At 58.8% G+C, this 16,226-nt stretch carries 17 protein-coding genes; 8 read left to right on the forward strand and 9 right to left on the reverse strand.

Features of this window, described 5'->3' with window-relative positions; translation table 11 throughout:
• Nucleotides 1–16: 16 nt before the first annotated feature.
• The gene (locus WG78_RS16735; protein WP_053938988.1) at nt 17–583 is read right to left on the reverse strand and encodes a peroxiredoxin; all 567 of its coding nucleotides are present in this window, start codon (nt 581–583) and stop codon (nt 17–19) included.
• Between the two features lie 125 nt (nt 584–708).
• On the opposite strand from WG78_RS16735, the gene WG78_RS16740 reads away from it, so the two are divergent.
• A complete protein-coding gene (locus tag WG78_RS16740) occupies nt 709–1,797 on the forward strand; it encodes an AI-2E family transporter (protein WP_201782472.1) in 1,089 nt (362 codons plus the stop codon).
• A 75-nt stretch (nt 1,798–1,872) separates the two neighbouring features.
• Here the strand turns inward: WG78_RS16740 and WG78_RS16745 are convergent, their stop codons facing one another.
• The 4 genes from WG78_RS16745 to WG78_RS16760 form a co-directional block, all read right to left on the reverse strand.
• Nucleotides 1,873–3,051, reverse strand: a complete 1,179-nt coding sequence (locus WG78_RS16745) for a DUF2863 family protein (protein WP_053938989.1) — start codon at nt 3,049–3,051, stop codon at nt 1,873–1,875.
• Nucleotides 3,052–3,122: 71 nt separating this feature from the next.
• Entirely contained in the window at nt 3,123–3,617 is a 495-nt protein-coding gene (locus WG78_RS16750; RefSeq protein ID WP_053938990.1) for a GNAT family N-acetyltransferase, read from the reverse strand.
• Between the two features lie 90 nt (nt 3,618–3,707).
• Nucleotides 3,708–5,489 carry a DEAD/DEAH box helicase gene (locus WG78_RS16755; RefSeq protein WP_083459267.1) on the reverse strand — a complete coding sequence of 594 codons (1,782 nt, stop codon included), beginning with the start codon at nt 5,487–5,489 and terminating at the stop codon, nt 3,708–3,710.
• A 237-nt stretch (nt 5,490–5,726) separates the two neighbouring features.
• Nucleotides 5,727–6,605 carry a mechanosensitive ion channel family protein gene (locus WG78_RS16760; RefSeq protein ID WP_053938991.1) on the reverse strand — a complete coding sequence of 293 codons (879 nt, stop codon included), beginning with the start codon at nt 6,603–6,605 and terminating at the stop codon, nt 5,727–5,729.
• Between the two features lie 287 nt (nt 6,606–6,892).
• Between WG78_RS16760 and WG78_RS16765 the strand changes: the two genes are divergently transcribed.
• Both WG78_RS16765 and WG78_RS16770 read left to right on the forward strand, forming a co-directional pair.
• A complete protein-coding gene (locus WG78_RS16765; protein ID WP_236692067.1) occupies nt 6,893–7,858 on the forward strand; it encodes a FecR family protein in 966 nt (321 codons plus the stop codon).
• A 95-nt stretch (nt 7,859–7,953) separates the two neighbouring features.
• The gene (locus WG78_RS16770; protein WP_053938993.1) at nt 7,954–8,427 is read left to right on the forward strand and encodes a WbuC family cupin fold metalloprotein; all 474 of its coding nucleotides are present in this window, start codon (nt 7,954–7,956) and stop codon (nt 8,425–8,427) included.
• Nucleotides 8,428–8,443: 16 nt separating this feature from the next.
• On the opposite strand, the gene WG78_RS16775 is transcribed toward WG78_RS16770, so the two are convergent.
• The 3 genes from WG78_RS16775 to WG78_RS16785 form a co-directional block, all read right to left on the reverse strand.
• On the reverse strand, nt 8,444–8,791 hold the full coding sequence (locus WG78_RS16775) for a hypothetical protein (RefSeq protein ID WP_053938994.1): 348 nt from the start codon (nt 8,789–8,791) through the stop codon (nt 8,444–8,446).
• Nucleotides 8,792–8,884: 93 nt separating this feature from the next.
• Nucleotides 8,885–9,958, reverse strand: coding sequence for a DUF1700 domain-containing protein (locus WG78_RS16780; RefSeq protein WP_053938995.1), 1,074 nt, complete (start codon nt 9,956–9,958; stop codon nt 8,885–8,887).
• A complete protein-coding gene (locus WG78_RS16785; RefSeq protein WP_053938996.1) occupies nt 9,955–10,308 on the reverse strand; it encodes a PadR family transcriptional regulator in 354 nt (117 codons plus the stop codon). The genes WG78_RS16780 and WG78_RS16785 overlap by 4 nt, the downstream gene beginning before the upstream one ends.
• 260 nt (nt 10,309–10,568) lie before the next feature.
• Between WG78_RS16785 and rfaD the strand changes: the two genes are divergently transcribed.
• On the forward strand, nt 10,569–11,564 hold the full coding sequence (gene rfaD / locus WG78_RS16790) for an ADP-glyceromanno-heptose 6-epimerase (RefSeq protein ID WP_053938997.1): 996 nt from the start codon (nt 10,569–10,571) through the stop codon (nt 11,562–11,564).
• 22 nt (nt 11,565–11,586) lie between these two features.
• Here the strand turns inward: rfaD and WG78_RS16795 are convergent, their stop codons facing one another.
• Complete coding sequence (locus tag WG78_RS16795) at nt 11,587–12,513, reverse strand: helix-turn-helix domain-containing protein (RefSeq protein WP_083459271.1); 927 nt, start codon at nt 12,511–12,513, stop codon at nt 11,587–11,589.
• Between the two features lie 123 nt (nt 12,514–12,636).
• On the opposite strand from WG78_RS16795, the gene WG78_RS16800 reads away from it, so the two are divergent.
• The 4 genes from WG78_RS16800 to WG78_RS16815 all read left to right on the forward strand — a co-directional run bounded on the left by WG78_RS16800 (nt 12,637) and on the right by WG78_RS16815 (nt 16,087).
• A complete protein-coding gene (locus WG78_RS16800; protein ID WP_053938999.1) occupies nt 12,637–13,305 on the forward strand; it encodes an HAD-IA family hydrolase in 669 nt (222 codons plus the stop codon).
• A gap of 364 nt (nt 13,306–13,669) precedes the next feature.
• Entirely contained in the window at nt 13,670–14,548 is an 879-nt protein-coding gene (gene cysM / locus WG78_RS16805; protein ID WP_053939052.1) for a cysteine synthase CysM, read from the forward strand.
• On the forward strand, nt 14,545–15,384 hold the full coding sequence (locus tag WG78_RS16810) for a 3',5'-nucleoside bisphosphate phosphatase (RefSeq protein WP_053939000.1): 840 nt from the start codon (nt 14,545–14,547) through the stop codon (nt 15,382–15,384). The genes cysM and WG78_RS16810 overlap by 4 nt, the downstream gene beginning before the upstream one ends.
• Before the next feature lie 79 nt (nt 15,385–15,463).
• Nucleotides 15,464–16,087, forward strand: coding sequence for an L-threonylcarbamoyladenylate synthase (locus tag WG78_RS16815; RefSeq protein ID WP_053939001.1), 624 nt, complete (start codon nt 15,464–15,466; stop codon nt 16,085–16,087).
• Nucleotides 16,088–16,226: the final 139 nt, after the last annotated feature.

Genomic DNA, 16,226 nt, shown 5'->3' on the forward strand with positions numbered 1-16,226 from the left:
GCGGCCGCGGCCAGTTCTAGTCGGCCGTGCTGCTGCCCGAACCTTTGGTGGTCACCAGCGCGCGCACTGCGGCCAAGGTGTTTTCGACGTGTTTATCCGGATTAAGCGCGGTGTATTCGTAGGCGATTTTGCCGTCCTGGCTAATCACATACGAAGTGCGATTGGCGTATTTAAAGCCAAGTACCGCGTCATATGCACCCATGATTTTCTTGTCGGCATCGGATGCGACTGCAAATTTGCTGCGGCATTCCGATACTGAAAATTTGTTCAACGTTTCAATATCATCGGCCGATACGCCAATGACGGTGGCGCCCAGTACCTGATATTTATCAATTGCGGCGGCAAAGTCGTGTGCTTCAATCGTGCAGCCTTTGGTAAACGCGGCCGGATAAAAATACAGCACCACCGGGCCTTTTTTCAGCGCATCGCCGAGCGAGAAGTTGTAAACCTTGCCGCCCAGCGAAGCCTGCGTGGTAAACGCGGGCGCGGTGCTGCCCACCGGCAGGGCAGCGTAAGTGGTGGTCGCCAGCGTTGCGGCCAGCGCAGCGGGAAGGGCAAGGCGCATTAAGCGGGTGATGTGCATGATGTTCTCCGTGGTAGGGCAAATTGTTTTGTGCTGCTGATGTTAGTAGAAACGCGCGGAACCCGTGCGGCGTTGTCACGGTTCGCTGCCACTGGGCGTGGCAGGCCGTATTCGCATTGCCGCTAATGTCCGCTATTCTTGGCAACTTCTTTATTTTTTCTGGTCTGGATGTGACTGCTAAAAAAGCCCCGCTGCAAGAACCCCCGTGTGTAATGCCCGGCAATTTCAAGCTGGATACCGCCGCGTGGATCATCGCTTTTGTAATCTTGCTCGGCGTGCTGCTGTTGCATCTGGTGCCCGCGCTATTTACCGGTCTGATTGCTTTTACGCTGATTCATTCCCTCGCACCGGTGGTTTCTCGCCTGGCCAAAGGCATGCGCGGGCGCCTGCTGGTGGCTATTCTGCTCGTGGCGGTGGTGATCGGGTTGTTTGTGGCGCTGGGCATTGCCACGGCCGCGTTTGTACGCAGTGAGGCAGGCTTGTCCGCTTTGTTCGGCCGCATGGCCGTGATTATCGATGACGCCAGCAATACCTTGCCGCCCTGGATTGCCGACAATCTGCCCAATAGCAGCGATGAAATCCGTAACATGAGCGTGGATTGGCTGCGCGCCCATTCCACTGAAATGCGCATCTTTGGCACCGAAGCCGGCATGGCTTTTGTGCATGGATTAATCGGGTTGGTAATTGGCGTGATGGTTGCGGTGCATGATGTTCTGCTGGATTCGCATATCAAGCCGTTATCGGCCGCTCTAATGCGTCGCGTGCGCTTGTTTACTTATTCGTTCAGGCAAGTGGTGTTTGCGCAGGTCCGTATTTCTGCCATCAATACTGTGTTTACCGCGATTTATCTGGCAGTTATTTTGCCTGCTTGCGGCGTGCACTTGCCGCTGGTTAAAACCATGATTCTGGTGTCATTCATTGTCGGCTTATTGCCGGTGATCGGTAACCTGATTTCAAATACGGTGATCATTGTGGTGAGCCTGTCGCATTCATTGCAGATTGCCGGTGGCTCCCTGGTGTTTCTGGTGCTGATTCATAAGCTGGAATATTTTTTGAACGCCAAGATTGTTGGCACGCGGATTCGGGCCAGTGCCTGGGAGATTTTGCTGGCGATGCTCTTGATGGAGTCGCTATTTGGCATTGCCGGATTGGCCGCAGCCCCGGTGTTTTATGCTTATCTAAAGAGCGAATTGTCGGCGCGTGGGCTCGTGTAGCAGTTGCCGGATCAAGTTTAATTAAAAGGGGCGTCCACATGGATGCCCCTTTTTGATTGCGCGCTGGATTAACTGTTAATGCAAATGGCGCGGCGTATCAACTGTTTCCACTTCTTCGGGCATTTCGGTATGCAGCAATTCGCCTTCGGGCGTCGGGTATAGCGGCGAGCCACAATCATCGCAATAATCGAGCGGAAAATCATGCTCGTGCACCATGATATCGACGATGCCAATTTCTTTTAGCACGGCTTCGATTTCGGCCACGCAATCGGTGTGTTCGTCTTCGCCATCCAGTAGCGGCCAGACCACGCCATGCAGCACTTTGTCTTCGCCGCGGCGCAAGAAACCGACACGATATTCTTCCAGTCGTTTGCCCTGGAAGGGGCCGATGACCGCTTGCAATTCGCGTGCGCCCAGATTGAGCGTCAGCATCAAAAAGGCCACAGTGGCACGCAAGGAATACGCGCGCGAGGCGCGGTCGGCTTCGCGCCAGGTGGTGTGATAGGCGCCGGGCAATAACGCTTCGAAGGCCGCGCCGGGCAGCAGCGGCGTCAAGGCTGCGCCACCCTGGCGTTGCCACTGATCAATGGATTCATCGCTATCACCGTCTTCTTCTTGCCAGCGAAATAGCGCGCCGCCTTGCGGCACGACCACCACACCGATCACATAACGTGTATCCGACAAAAATGGCCGGGTTTCAGGCAGGCCCGCAGGCACGGCAAATACGCCGCTGCTGAATGCAGCTTGCGTCAGCGATTGCAGCAATTCCAGCGTCGGCACAAAACCGCGCGGCAACTGATCGGGGCTATATAAAAAGTCGCCAATGCCAATTCGCGCATTGCGCGCAAAAACATGTGCGCCCAATTGGGTACGCAGATTACGCAGCGTTTCGGCCGGGATATTGCCCGAGGCGATTTGCCAGCGCGACCACGTCAGTAACGGGGCGCTAAACATCAGGACATCGTAGGTGTCGCCGTCGAGGGTGATCGTGGTCGATTCGCACACGCTTTCGATGGTGTCGGCCAGGGCGTTGTAGGCTTCGACGTCGTTTTCGCTCAACTGGTCGAGCGCGCCGTTTAGCGTGTCTTCTTCTTTATCTTTAAGCAGGCGTTCGACGAGCGTCGACAGGCGGGTTTGCCAGAACTGGTCTTCAAGGCGGCTGGTGGAGCTGGCCATGCCTTCAGAAAGCCGGATCAGATCCACTTCATCCGCCGGACTGCGACCACGGCGGGAAGGGCGATTGCGTTTGATCATGAGTAGGCTCCGGTCGGTAATCTTGTCATTCTAGCGAATGTGGCTAGCCCCGGCGCGATTGCTGCGCGTTCTCAGGCCTCGACGTTTGCGGCCAGTCGCATCAAGACGGCCGCATCGCCATAGCCTTCGATATTGCGTTCGGCCTCGAAACCCCAGCGCTGCCAGAAGCCTTCGGCCTGCAGCACCGCTACCAGACGCGTGTGACGAAAGCCGTGGGCGCGGCCCCATGCCAAGGCGTGTTGGACCAGTGCGGGCGCGACACCGTTGCCGCGTGATTGCGGCAGTACGGCGAGATCGTGCCAGAAATGGGTATCGGCGGCTGCGGCGGGAGTGGGCAGGGGCTGGCCCAGTTTGGGCGGCTGCGCGCCACTCCATGGATGGGTAAAAAAGTAGCCGACTATGCGGCCGGCGTGCTCCGCCAGCCAGCTGGAATGCGGGGACGTCTGCAGTTTGCTGGCAAATGCGGCGATCGGTTCATGAAAACCAGCCGGATAACACGCTTGCTGAATGGCGTCGATGGCGGGTAAGTCGGCCAGTGTAACGAGGCGAATATGGACTGCGGTCATGGTTTGATGCGGTTTTGAAAGCTGAAAATACAAATGCCCCCAAAAAGGAGGCATTTGTATTTAGCCGGGCGAGCCCGGCTGTCTTGCTAATTACTCGCCGCGGTTGTTGCGACGGGCAAATTCGCCACGGATAGCACGGTCGCTACGCGGAGCGCCATCACGAGCGCCTTCACGCTTGAAACCGCCTTCACGCGGAGCGGAGTTGAAACCGCCTTCACGTTTGAAGCCACCTTCACGCGGTGCAGCTGCATCGCGGCTGAAACCACCTTCGCGCTTGAAACCACCTTCACGCGGTGCGGAGTCACGGTTGAAGCCACCTTCGCGCTTGAAGCCGCCTTCACGCGGAGCGGAATCACGATTGAAGCCACCTTCGCGCTTGAAACCACCTTCACGCGGTGCGGAATCACGGTTGAAACCACCTTCGCGGTTGTAACCGCCTTCACGCGGCGCACGGCTGAAAGTGCGTTCGCCGTTGTCATCAGCGCGGTTAAAACCACCTTCGCGCGGTGCCGAGTCACGGTTGTAGCCACCTTCACGCGGTGCGGAATCACGGTTGTAACCGCCTTCGCGCGGCTTGCCAGCGTAACCACCGCGGCCACCGTTACCACCTTGCGGACGACCACCGCCGCCAAAGCCACGACCACCGCGGTCATTGCCGCGATCGCCGCCACGCTCACCGCGGGCTGCCGGCTGGAAGCGCGCTTCCAGACCTTCCATGGCCATGGTGCCGAAGTCGATCTGATAGCGTTTACGGATACGCGTCAGCAGCATGAAGTCGTTTTTGGTGACCAGCGATACAGCGCGGCCCGAACGACCGGCACGACCGGTACGACCGATACGGTGAATGTAATCTTCCGAGAAACGCGGCAGATCAAAGTTGATCACCTGGCCGATGCCGGCCACGTCAATACCACGGGCGGCAACGTCGGTGGCGATCAGCATGTCGATCTCGCCACGGCGCAGCTTGTCCAGCACTTTACGGCGGGTGCGTTGCGGCAGATCGCCGTGCATGGCATCAGCGCGCAGGCCTTCCAGCTTCAGCCAGTCGGAGATGCTGTCAGCGTCGACCTTGGTGGCGACAAACACGATCGACTGGGTGTCCGGCAGGGCTTGAGCCAGTGCAGCGGTCAGTTTCAGTTTGTGTTCGTAACCATCGGCGTAATGCACCGATTGTTCCACGTTAGCGGTCGGCAGACCTTGCGGAGCCAGTTCCACTTTCTGCGGATTGCGCAGCATCGGTGCGGCAAACGTTTGCACGGTTTGCGACAGCGTGGCGGAGAACAGGGCGGTCTGGCGTTCCGGCGGCAGTTGGCCGACGATTTCTTCGATGTCGTCGATGAAACCCATGTCCAGCATGCGGTCGGCTTCGTCCAGCACCAGCATTTCGAGGCGACGGAAGTCGATACGACCGCTACGCATCAGGTCCATCAGACGGCCCGGGGTAGCAACCAGCACTTCAACCGGTTGCGCCAGTTGTTTGTGTTGAACCGGGTAAGGCACGCCACCGACCACGCTCACCACTTTGCAACGCGGAATGCGACGGGCAAAAGCAACGGCAACCTTGGAAACCTGTTCTGCCAGTTCACGCGTCGGGGTCAGCACCAGAACACGCGGGCCTTTGCCGTGGTGAACCGGGGGACGTGCCAGACGGGTGATTGCAGGCAACAGGAAGGCGGCGGTCTTGCCGGTACCGGTTTGTGCAGAAGCCATCAGATCTTCGCCGCGCAGCAGCACGGGGATCGCATGAGCTTGAATCGGGGTGGGGTTTACAAGGCCTTGCGAGGCCAGTTCTTTGGAGAGGTCTTCGTCGAGGCCGAGCGAAGAGAAAGTGATATCCTGATCTGAAGCCTGATCATGGGCAGCGAGCGTCATGCTGTAGTCCTGGTTAAGTGAGCCGGATCAATCAAAGTGTCCGGCGAAGCATCGACCTAACCAACATATGAACCGCAATCACGAACAAACGCAGGGGCGGTGAAGAGGTCAGGGGCGATGAATATCAGAGAGTTGGCGCTATCAGTAGCGTTGCCAGCTCTGGGCGAAAGGACGGACTATACGGGGTATTGAGAAAAAGGGCAAGGCCCTTGCCGAATTGTTATATCAATATTCTGATTATTCGTTAATCTGACCGGCGCGGTTACTGGCGGCGCGGAGGTCGTCAGCCGCAGCGACGCTCTTCAGGTATTCATGCAACACAATTTGCTCGATACGCGCGCGTCGGCCCAGCGGCACCGGCAGTTGTAACTGCAGCGTAATTGCCTCGCGATCATCCAGCGCAACGCGTACGCGCGGCTCGGTGGGTGTGGGTTCCAGCGCATAAGTGCGCTCCAGCTCGCGCACATGCGCGGCCAGGTCCTCGGCATAATCAGCAATCACATTATTGGCGGCGGTCAGCAGGGCGGTTTCGGCGCGCTGCCAGTCCTCACTGCGGCTGATGGCCACGTGTACGGTCTGCAATACATATGCGCCCAGCATGGTCTCGTTGAATACCGGATTGGATAGCAGCAGCGAATTGGGAAAAACAATCACCCGTCCAACCGTGCCTTTGTGCGGCGACGCGGCGCTGGATTCGATCAGTGTGCTCGACAAGATGGTGATATCAATGACTCGCCCACGCAGATTGGCGATTTCGATGCGATCGCCAATATCAAACACGCGGCCGGTGGTGCGATAAACCGAGCCAAGGATGCACATCAGCATTTCTTTGGTGGCGAGCACGATGGCGGCAGCGATGGCCACCAGCGATACTGCGAACGCCTCGATCTCATGGCCCCAGATGATGACCATGCCCAACACAAACAGCACCAGGCCGGCGTTGCGGGTATAGACCAGCATACGTCGGCGCGCCTCGGGCTTGGTGCCTTCGCGTCGCAGGATGGCGCGGGCAAACAGCGAGCGCACGGTGACCAGCGCGGCCACATAAGCAATCGAAGCAAACAGATCGCGCAAGAAGGCGATGTCGGTGAACGAGGCGATCAGGTCTTTCAGCATCCGCGCATTCTATGTGGGCACGCTGCAATCTGAAAAGGTGACCATGTCAGTCCCGCCAGCGGCACCGTATGAATCGCCTACATGTTGTAAGAAAAAAGCTGATGGGAAAGTGCCTGATGGGTAGATAACAGCAATTTCTTATATAGTTCTGTTGCCGTAAGGCTCCTGCTGTCGACCGCAGGGTGGGAACTGAATGGATCAGGCAGTGTACAAACAGGCACACTGCCATGCTGTCTGACGGAATGAATCATAATAATGCCCTTGCGATGCGGAGCGCCCCCGTGCTGATGCGGAATCTATTACGTATGTTGTTGCTGGGCCTGAGTTTGCTGGCCCCGAGTGCTGCTTTTGCGGTGGCTGGCAAGGTGGCCGCAGTGAATGGCCAGATCACTGTTGCGCATGCCTCGGGTGTGGCGCAGGCCGTCAAAGTGGGCGATGCCGTCGACAAGGGCGACACCGTGAGTGCGGGCCCCAATAGCTGGGCCGTGTTGAGCATGCAGGATGGCGCCAGCCTTACGCTGCGCCCCAATGCCAAACTGCGCATCGATGACTATGTGTTTGATGTCGACAATCCGAAAAACGGCCGCAGTTGGCTGACGCTGACGCAAGGCGCGCTGCGTTCGATTACCGGGGCCATCGGGCGCATGAACAAAGACAGCTACAAGCTGGTAACGCCCACGGCCACCATTGGTATCCGCGGCACCGATTACGATGTTGATGTGGTTACCGACAACAGCCAGCCGGGATTAGAGCCCGGCACTTATCACACGGTTAACGCGGGCGGCACCACGCTGAAAACCCAGCAGGGTGATATTGACGTCGCGCCTAAACAGACCGCGTGGACCAGTACCAAGCCCGCCAAACCGCGCCGCATGACCAGGCAACAGACCAGCGTGTGGAGCGACATCGGCAAGTTTGATCTCAGCCAGAAAATCAGCAGCGTATGGGATGGGTTGCATGCGCGCAGCGGCGACGGCTATACGTTGGATCCGGACAAACTGGGCAATGATGGTCCCAAAGTGCGTCGCTATATGAAAGCGCATCCGGAAAATCCGACCCGGCGTCGTGCCCGTGCTGGCGGCAAAGAGGTGTCGGGCGGTCTGCGCCAGACGCCGGCGCCGGAAATGAGCGCGTTGGACATGGCCGGGCGCAAGGCAGGGCAAGAGGCCGATATGTCGCAAAAATTGCAGCACGGCCAATGGGCGCCGGGCGGCCGTTATTTCAAACCGGCCAATACCGACGCAAAGCATTAATACATCGCTAAGCGGGTAGGCATAAAAACGGGCATCATGTGCCCGTTTTTTTATTGATTGCCACATCATCCTTCGTCATCCAGGCTCAGGTGCCCATGAAACAGATCAGCCAGTCCGATATCGATCAACTCGCCGCCAAGGCCGCGGCCTCGCCGCGTCAGCGCGCCAACCTGAATCTGCACCCAGAGCTGGACGACCCCATCCAGCGTCTGGCCATCGCCATGGAGCCCGCCACCTTCGTACGCCCGCATCGCCATCCGCATACGTGGGAATTGCTGTACCCCTTGCGCGGTCGCTTTGTGGTGCTGCATTTTGATGATGCCGGTGTAGTGATTGATCGCGCGGTGCTGGGCGAAGGCGCGGCTACGCTGGAAACGCCAGCGGGCACATGGCACGCGGTGTTATCACTGGATGCAGGCGGGGTCATTTTTGAAGTGAAGCACGGGCCGTATATGGCAATCGATCCGGCCGACTATTTGCCGGGCACCCCAGCCGAGGGTGAGGAAGGCGTTGCGGCGTTGATGGCCTGGTATGCTGATGCCCAACCGGGTATGCGGCTACCGCTTTAAGACTGTCGAGGGTGCCTTAGCCCGAGGTAGTAAACGTCGTTGGAGTGGGTTCAGGGATCGCGTAGACGCTGGCCGGGGTGGGGGCGACGTGGCTGCCGCTCACGGCGGGCGCTTCGGTACTGACGCGTTGTTGCGCACTGAGCGTGGCCAGCCAGTCTGCCGTACTTTGTTCCGGCAATTCGGCGGCCACCAGTAGATAGGGCGCTTCGGTAGCTGTATCGGTGCCGCTGGCGGCGCTGCCTTTATATAAAGGCAGGGGGCTGGATTGCGTGGCGCTGCGACTACGCGTGGTCAGTTTGCGTTTGATGGCGCCAGCGCCGGTGGTGTAGATAGCGCGGGCCGCCTGGATCAGATTTCGGTTCATGGCGGTACTCCGGTTTGGAACACCTGCCATGATGCCGGTTTTGCCTTAAAGCGCGCAGCGACCTTTCACCGCGCTTTCCAGGTATTTTTGCCGTCAGGCGGTGCGCGCATCCTGAATCCGGCCAAACTGCCAGCGCACAAAACTCACCGTGCCGCGCCAGGTAATACGCACCAGCCAAAGCAGCAAGATAAAGCACACCACACCGCCCACCAGCAGGGCCAGGCCAAATCCAAGCACCTTTTTCGGCGTGCTGGCGCGCGTCATGACGTGGAAATCATCGTCGTCATCCATGACTAGTTGTACCGTGTCGTCCGCACGCTTGGGCACGACGATGGCGGAAGCGACCCCGGCGTGGTCCATGCTGAACCAGTCAATGTGGCCGGTTTTGGCGTCGCGCTCAATCTGCACCGTATCGCCATCGGCCGTTACCACGTTCAGCTTGCCGATTTCTCGGCGGCGCATGCTATAGCTGTCATCGTCTTCCAGCTTGCCGCCATCTGCGCGCTGCAGATGGCCGTGTTCACTTTTAAGCGCCACCACTTCGCCTTTGCGGCTCGTTAGCTTGATCTGATCGCCATCGCGCAATTCCACCTCGATATCCGGCATGTGGTAATGCAGTGCGGAAGTGGCGCTGCCCATTTCCTTGCGCCGCGCATCGGCGGCTTCTTTGGCGGTTTTGCTGCTGTCGTCACTGTCGGGCTGGAACGCTGTGATATTCACGTAGCCGTCGTCGGGTCCCAGATTGGCCGTTTGCAGACTGGGCCAGCCAGTGGCGGTGTGCGATCCCCACATCAGCACCATGATTAGCCCGGTAATCGAGCAAATGACGCTCACCGCCATAAAGCAGGTCAGCAGGCACAAATAAAACATGAACGGTACGGCCAGAATGAAATTGAGCACGCCCAGGCCCGCAATTGCACCGATGGTGCGCATCAGGCTGGATACATTGCGTTCGCGCTCCCACGTGCGATAGTGCATCTGCACTTTCAGCTCACGCGCCAGGCGGCGCGGGTCGCCCAGCGCGGCGGCGATTTCCTGTTCGGAGCGGCCATCGCTCAGGGCATCGTGAAAGTACTCGGTGTAATCCGAGAGGATTTCGCTGATGGCATCACGGGGCAGGTCTTGCAGACCGCGTTCAAGCTGGTCGAGAAAAGATTTCTGATTCATTTTTGTACTTCCTCATCGAGACCGGTGGCTGATCCGGTGGTCTGTGCGTTTAGAACGCTCTCAACTTCAGTGACAAATTCGCGCCATTCCTGCCGCATGCTGGCCAGCTCGCGCTGCCCCTCCGGTGTTAACCGGTAGTACTTGCGTGCCGGGCCGCTGCTCGACTCGACCAGGTAGGTACTCACCCAGGATTCGTTTTGCAGCCGCCGCATCAGCGGATAGATCGTGCCTTCACTGACATCCATGCCTTGCGCCAGATTGCTGGCAATTTCGTACGAATAACTGTCTTTGCGGGCCAGCAGCGCCAGCACACACATATCCAGCGTTCCTTTCTTGAGCTGTATCTTCATGGTGTTTCCTTTTCAGTACCATGCAATGCACAGTACGATGAATGGATAGTAGCGATTCAGTACCTTGTGATGCAAGGTATAGTTTTATGACGAGGGCATTGCGGCGACGAACGGCGGTTTATGCCAAGACGGGAAGGCGGGTAAGTCGATGCCGGCGAAGCCGAGCCAGGCCGCACAAACATTGCCGCCGCGCGGGCTTTTAGCGACAATCGCGCCATCGCAGGCACACCCTCAGTGCCCTAACGGCAAGGACATCCGCTATGACTATCGTTGTGACCGGCGCGGCCGGCATGATCGGCTCCAACCTGATACGCGCGCTGAACGAGCGTGGCGACACTGACATCATTGCGGTGGATAACCTCACGCGCGGTGACAAATTCCGCAATCTGGTGGATCTGCAGATTTCGCATTACATCGACAAGACTGATTTTCTGGCCGAGCTGGCCAGCGGGCGCTGGGACGGCCAGATTTCCGCCGTGCTGCATCAAGGCGCGTGCTCCGACACCATGGAGCACAACGGCAAGTACATGATGGAAAACAACTATCAGTACACCTTGGGTTTGTTTGAATGGTGCCAGTCGGAAGAAGTACAGTTTATCTATGCCTCCAGCGCGGCCACCTACGGCGCGGGCAGCAATGGCTTTCATGAAGACCCGGAATGCGAAGCCCCGCTCAACGTCTATGGCTATTCCAAGCTGTTGTTCGATCAGGTGCTGCGCCAACGCTGGGATGATCTCAGCGCGCAGGCAGTCGGCTTTCGCTATTTCAATGTGTACGGTCCGCGCGAGCAACATAAAGAACGCATGGCGTCCGTCGCGTTTCACAACTTCAACCAGTACCGCGCCACGGGCAAGGTCAAACTGTTTGGCGAATACGGCGGTTACCCGGCCGGTGGCCACACGCGCGATTTCATCTCGGTGGACGACGTGGTCAAGGTCAACCTGTGGTTTCTTGATAACGCGGAAATCTGCGGTGTCTATAACGTCGGCACCGGCAAGGCGCAGCCGTTTAACGACGTGGCGCTGACCGTCATCAACACGTGTCGCGCTGCCGAGGGCAAAAGCACGTTAACGCTGGCCGAGGCGCTGGCTGAAGGCGTACTGGAATACACCGAATTCCCTGATGCGCTCAAAGGCAAGTATCAGAGTTTTACCGAGGCCGACCTGACGCTGTTGCGTGAAGCCGGCTACGACGAGCCGTTCCTGACGGTGGAGCAGGGCGTGCAATCGTACGTGCAGGAATTGCTGCGTAAATAAGAACGGCGCGGCGCGCTGACGATTACGAGGCCGAGGGCTCGCCGATGCGATAGCGAAAGCGCAGCCCCGGTGTATCGAGATTGTCGCGCGCCGCATTCTGGCGGTGGCTTAAGTGGTAGCGTCGGCGAAAATCGCCCGGCGACAGCCCTTTAGCCGCCGCAAATTGTTTGTAGAAATGGCTGGGGCTAGGAAAGCCACTTTGTTCGCCCACCAGTTGCACTTGCAGTTGCGTCGTAATCAGCAGATTGCAGGCGTGGCCGATGCGCAATTGGCCCAGCAAGCCCGACATATTGTCGCGTAATTGCTCACGCAAAAGCCGCTTGAGTGTCGCCTCGCTGGTGCGCGCCACGGCGGCCAGATCTGCCAGTGTGACCGGCTCGCGATAATGCTGATGCAGCCAGGCCAACGCGAGCTCGATGCGCTGATCCAGCACATCCGGATTGCGCGCTCCGGCCAGAAAACGCGCGCCATGATCGCGTGGCAAACCATCAAGGATTTCCAGCAAACAGCCCAGTTTGGTCAATCCGCGCGCGTTTTTAAGCCGGTCAAACAAGGCAGTCATGCGTTCGGCGCAAGGCAGGCTGAATTCCACGCCGTTTTGCGCGCCACGCAGCCACTGCGCCAGCCCGGTCATTTCGGGTAGCGCGCCAGCGGCCAGTTCTTCTATCCATTCGCGCGTAAAAAAGATCACCTCCACCTGATGCAGCGCGCCATCCACGCGCCGCGGCGCCTGCCACGTATGCGCCTGGTTGGGCCCCACCAGCATCAGATCCAGCTCGCCAAAGGGCGCGACATCGCCGCCCACATAGCGCATCCCGCGCGCGCGACGCGTTAGCGTTAACTCGAATTCGGGGTGGTAATGCCAGATAAAGGGAACCTGTTCCACATCGAGCCGCTGATAGTGCCAGCGCTGGCCGTGGCTATAAGCCACCATTTCTCGTGTCAACATACGGGTTACACCTTAGGGGTCCGGGTGAGCTGATTGTAGAGAAAAATGCACCATAAGCGAACCCGACAAGACTGGCGGTGCGCGATATTCCGGTGTATTCAAAGCTCAATTGCAGGAAGCATCATGCCCCGTCACCAAGCCCAGGCCTTTTTGTTTGATATGGATGGCACGCTGATCGACTCGCACGTGCTGGTGGATCGTACGTGGTCGGCCTGGTGCGCACGCCGTGGTTTCGATCTGGAAGAAATCCGGCCGTACACGCACGGCGTACGCACCGAAGACACATTGCGCATGATTGCGCCGCATCTCGATGTCGCTTCAGAAGTCGCGTGGATGGAAGAGATCGAAACCGATACCACCGGTGGCATCAAGCTGGTGCCGAACGCGGACCATTTTCTGGCGCGCGTGCCGCAGGAATATTGGGCTGTGGTTACCTCGGCATCGCGCCCGGTGCTGGAAGCGCGCTTCGAAGCATGCGGTTTGGCGTTGCCGCGCGCCATCGTTACCTCCGAGACCGTCAGCCGTGGCAAACCGTCGCCCGAGCCGTACCTGCAAGCCGCTGAAAAACTCGGCATTCATCCACGCGATTGCATCGTGTTCGAAGACGCCCCGGCCGGCATGGAATCGGCGCTTGCCGCCGGCTGCCGCGTGGTACTGGTCGGCGGGCTGCAATCTACCGAGCGCGGCGTCATTGGCGCCATCAATGACTACGCCGAACTTGAACTCGATGTTCATGACGGCCTTACGCTGACCGTCCCCGAATCCATCGCCGCGCGCTACGCCGTGCTGTGACTGCCGTCTACATGGATCGCAAGAGCAAGCCAGCGTCCGCTAGCGTGATCGCATAGGGTGGGTCTGGACCCACCATTCAAAGCCATTGCCACGATTGCAGCGCTCGCACACCACTTTGAGTGGTGGGTCCAGACCCACCGTATGCCCCAGCAAAGCCAACCTCATACTGCACGTCCTTGCACACAGACGGTTTACCCCGCAATGCCTCGGAGCCGTTGCAGTGTAGTCAGCGTGCGGACCGCCAGCACGCAGAAACCGGAGTGGGCTCTATTGCCCATGAGGATTTCGAGTACTGCCGGGTCGCGCGATGGCTGCGCTGCAACGGCTCAACAGCCTATATAATCGGGGCTCCATTGGAGTGCCCATGTACAAATTCATCGAAGATTTCGTCGGCAACACGCCGCTGGTGCGGCTGAAGCGCTTGCCTGGCGACACCAGCAATGTCGTGCTGGTTAAACTCGAAGGCAATAATCCTGCTGGCTCGGTCAAAGACCGGCCCGCACTGTCGATGATCCGCCAAGCCCAGGCGCGTGGCGACATCAAACCCGGCGACACGCTGGTCGAAGCCACCTCGGGCAATACCGGCATCGCGCTGGCCATGGCCGCGGCCATGATGGGCTATCGCATGGTGCTGATCATGCCCAAAAATTCCAGCATCGAACGTGTACAGACCATGAAGGCGTTTGGCGCCGAAGTCATCCTTACCGACGGCATGGAAGCGGCGCGCGATCTGGCTGTCAGCATGAGTGGACAAGGCAAAGGTCTGATGCTCGACCAGTTTGCCAATCCCGATAATCCGCTCGCGCACTACCAGACCACCGGCCCGGAAATCTGGCGCGATACTGAAGGCGGCGTCACCCATTTTGTCTCCAGCATGGGCACCACCGGCACCATCATGGGCACGCAACGCTTTCTTAAAGAAAAGAACAGCGCCATCCAGATTGTCGGCGTGCAGCCCTGTGACGGCGCGTCGATTCCGGGTATTCGCAAATGGCCGCAAGAATACGTGCCCGATATTTGCGACTGGAACAAGATTGATCGCGTGATGGAAGTGACCCAACAAGAAGCCGAAGACACCACCCGCCGCCTGGCGCGTGAAGAAGGCATCTTTGCCGGCATCTCGTCAGGTGGCGCTTTGGCGGCGGCACTCAAATTGTCGGCTGAGGTCGAAAATGCCGTCATCGTCTCGATCATCGCGGATCGGGGTGACCGTTATCTTTCTACAGGCGTATTCCCTGCATGACACCGGTTGATCTGCATTGTCACTCCAATGTCTCCGACGGCTTGTTGCCGCCGGCGGAAGTGGTCCGCAAAGCCGCCGCGCGCGGTTGCAAACTGTTTGCGCTTACCGACCACGATGATTTGCGCGGCTTGCCCGAGGCGCAGATCGAGGCCGATCTGCACGGTCTTAAGCTGATTAATGGCGTCGAGATTTCGGTCAGCTGGGGCAAGCACACGCTGCACATGCTGGGCCTGAATGTCGATCGCGATAACGATGTGTTGCAGCAGGGTCTGGCCAGCGTGCGCGCGGGCCGTACCGAGCGGGCCGAGCGCATGAGCGCCTCGCTGGCCAAAGTGGGCCTCGACAACATGATGGAAGGCGCCCGCAAATTTGCCGATAACCCCGAGATGATCAGCCGCACCCACTTTGCCCGTTATCTGGTTGAAATCGGCGCGTGCAAAGATACCAAAACCGTGTTCAAGCGCTTTATGGTGCGCGGCAAGCCTGGCTATGTAGAACACGAATGGGCGCGGCTGCACGAAGCCATCGAATGGGTGCGCGCGGCGGGCGGCAAAGCGGTATTGGCGCATCCGGGCCGCTATGAGATGGGCAACGAAACCATGCGCGTGTTGCTGACCGAATTCCGCCGTCTGGGCGGCGAGGGCATCGAAGTGGTTTCGGGGTGCCACGGCGCCGCAGAGATCGGCCGTTTTGGCCGGCTGGCGCAAGAATTCGAACTGGAAGCGTCTTCCGGTACCGATTACCACGCCACCGGCGAAGGCGCGCGCGAGCCCGGGCTGAATCCGGATTTGCCGATCGGTTGCGTGCCGGTGTGGCAAGACTGGCTGGATGCCTGAGCCGTTGGTGCGATTGATATTGCGAGCGGGCGCGCGGCATGGCTTGACGCGCCCTGTTTTCGACCTTATTTAGGCGGGTATGGCCCAATTCTTTTCAGTACACCCCGAAACCCCCCAGCCGCGCTTGATCAAGCAAGCGGTGGACGTCGTCCGCAAAGGCGGCGTGATCGTTTATCCCACCGATTCGTGTTATGCGATTGGCTGTAGCCTCGAATCGAAAGATTCGCTTGACCGCATCCGCCATATCCGCCGCCTGGACGACAAGCATCATTTCACGCTGGTGTGCCGCGATCTGTCGCAGATCGGCACCTATGCCAAAGTCGACAACAGCACGTATCGCGCGCTGAAAGTGGCCACACCGGGCAGCTACACCTTTATTTTGCAGGCCACTAAAGAAACGCCGCGCCGGGTCTGGCATCCCAAAAAGCAAACCATTGGTTTGCGCGTGCCGCATCATCCAGTGGCGCTGGCCCTGCTGGAAGAACTGGGCGAACCATTGCTGTCGTCCACGCTGCTGTTACCCGGCGATGAGGATCCGCTCACCGATGCCTGGGAAATCCGCGACCGGCTTGAGCACGATGTGGATCTGGTCATCGAAGGCGGTTATTGCGGGCTGGAACCCACTACCGTGGTCGACCTGTCCAATGGCGCGCCCGAGATCATCCGCGTGGGCAAGGGCGATCCATCCTTGTTCGGAGGCTGATGCCTTAACGCTGCCCATGCGCGCTATCCTTTGCAGATTGCGACGGCTGGCGCGCTTCCTGCTTGGTACAATGCCGCCGACGCCCGCCAGACGCGCCATTCCGATTTTCGCCGCTGCCCTGATCCATGCGATCATGCAG

It is taken from the genome of Amantichitinum ursilacus, from assembly GCF_001294205.1.
Taxonomy (GTDB): domain Bacteria; phylum Pseudomonadota; class Gammaproteobacteria; order Burkholderiales; family Chitinibacteraceae; genus Amantichitinum; species Amantichitinum ursilacus.

What these genes read in the sequence shown, in the direction of transcription:
- WG78_RS16735 (WP_053938988.1), bottom strand. Translation starts at nt 583, where the DNA reads ATGCACATCACCCGCTTAATGCGCCTTGCCCTTCCCGCTGCGCTGGCC.
- WG78_RS16740 (WP_201782472.1), top strand. Translation starts at nt 709, where the DNA reads ATGTCCGCTATTCTTGGCAACTTCTTTATTTTTTCTGGTCTGGATGTG.
- WG78_RS16745 (WP_053938989.1), bottom strand. Translation starts at nt 3,051, where the DNA reads ATGATCAAACGCAATCGCCCTTCCCGCCGTGGTCGCAGTCCGGCGGAT.
- WG78_RS16750 (WP_053938990.1), bottom strand. Translation starts at nt 3,617, where the DNA reads ATGACCGCAGTCCATATTCGCCTCGTTACACTGGCCGACTTACCCGCC.
- WG78_RS16755 (WP_083459267.1), bottom strand. Translation starts at nt 5,489, where the DNA reads ATGACGCTCGCTGCCCATGATCAGGCTTCAGATCAGGATATCACTTTC.
- WG78_RS16760 (WP_053938991.1), bottom strand. Translation starts at nt 6,605, where the DNA reads ATGCTGAAAGACCTGATCGCCTCGTTCACCGACATCGCCTTCTTGCGC.
- WG78_RS16765 (WP_236692067.1), top strand. Translation starts at nt 6,893, where the DNA reads ATGCGGAATCTATTACGTATGTTGTTGCTGGGCCTGAGTTTGCTGGCC.
- WG78_RS16770 (WP_053938993.1), top strand. Translation starts at nt 7,954, where the DNA reads ATGAAACAGATCAGCCAGTCCGATATCGATCAACTCGCCGCCAAGGCC.
- WG78_RS16775 (WP_053938994.1), bottom strand. Translation starts at nt 8,791, where the DNA reads ATGAACCGAAATCTGATCCAGGCGGCCCGCGCTATCTACACCACCGGC.
- WG78_RS16780 (WP_053938995.1), bottom strand. Translation starts at nt 9,958, where the DNA reads ATGAATCAGAAATCTTTTCTCGACCAGCTTGAACGCGGTCTGCAAGAC.
- WG78_RS16785 (WP_053938996.1), bottom strand. Translation starts at nt 10,308, where the DNA reads ATGAAGATACAGCTCAAGAAAGGAACGCTGGATATGTGTGTGCTGGCG.
- rfaD (WP_053938997.1), top strand. Translation starts at nt 10,569, where the DNA reads ATGACTATCGTTGTGACCGGCGCGGCCGGCATGATCGGCTCCAACCTG.
- WG78_RS16795 (WP_083459271.1), bottom strand. Translation starts at nt 12,513, where the DNA reads ATGTTGACACGAGAAATGGTGGCTTATAGCCACGGCCAGCGCTGGCAC.
- WG78_RS16800 (WP_053938999.1), top strand. Translation starts at nt 12,637, where the DNA reads ATGCCCCGTCACCAAGCCCAGGCCTTTTTGTTTGATATGGATGGCACG.
- cysM (WP_053939052.1), top strand. Translation starts at nt 13,670, where the DNA reads ATGTACAAATTCATCGAAGATTTCGTCGGCAACACGCCGCTGGTGCGG.
- WG78_RS16810 (WP_053939000.1), top strand. Translation starts at nt 14,545, where the DNA reads ATGACACCGGTTGATCTGCATTGTCACTCCAATGTCTCCGACGGCTTG.
- WG78_RS16815 (WP_053939001.1), top strand. Translation starts at nt 15,464, where the DNA reads ATGGCCCAATTCTTTTCAGTACACCCCGAAACCCCCCAGCCGCGCTTG.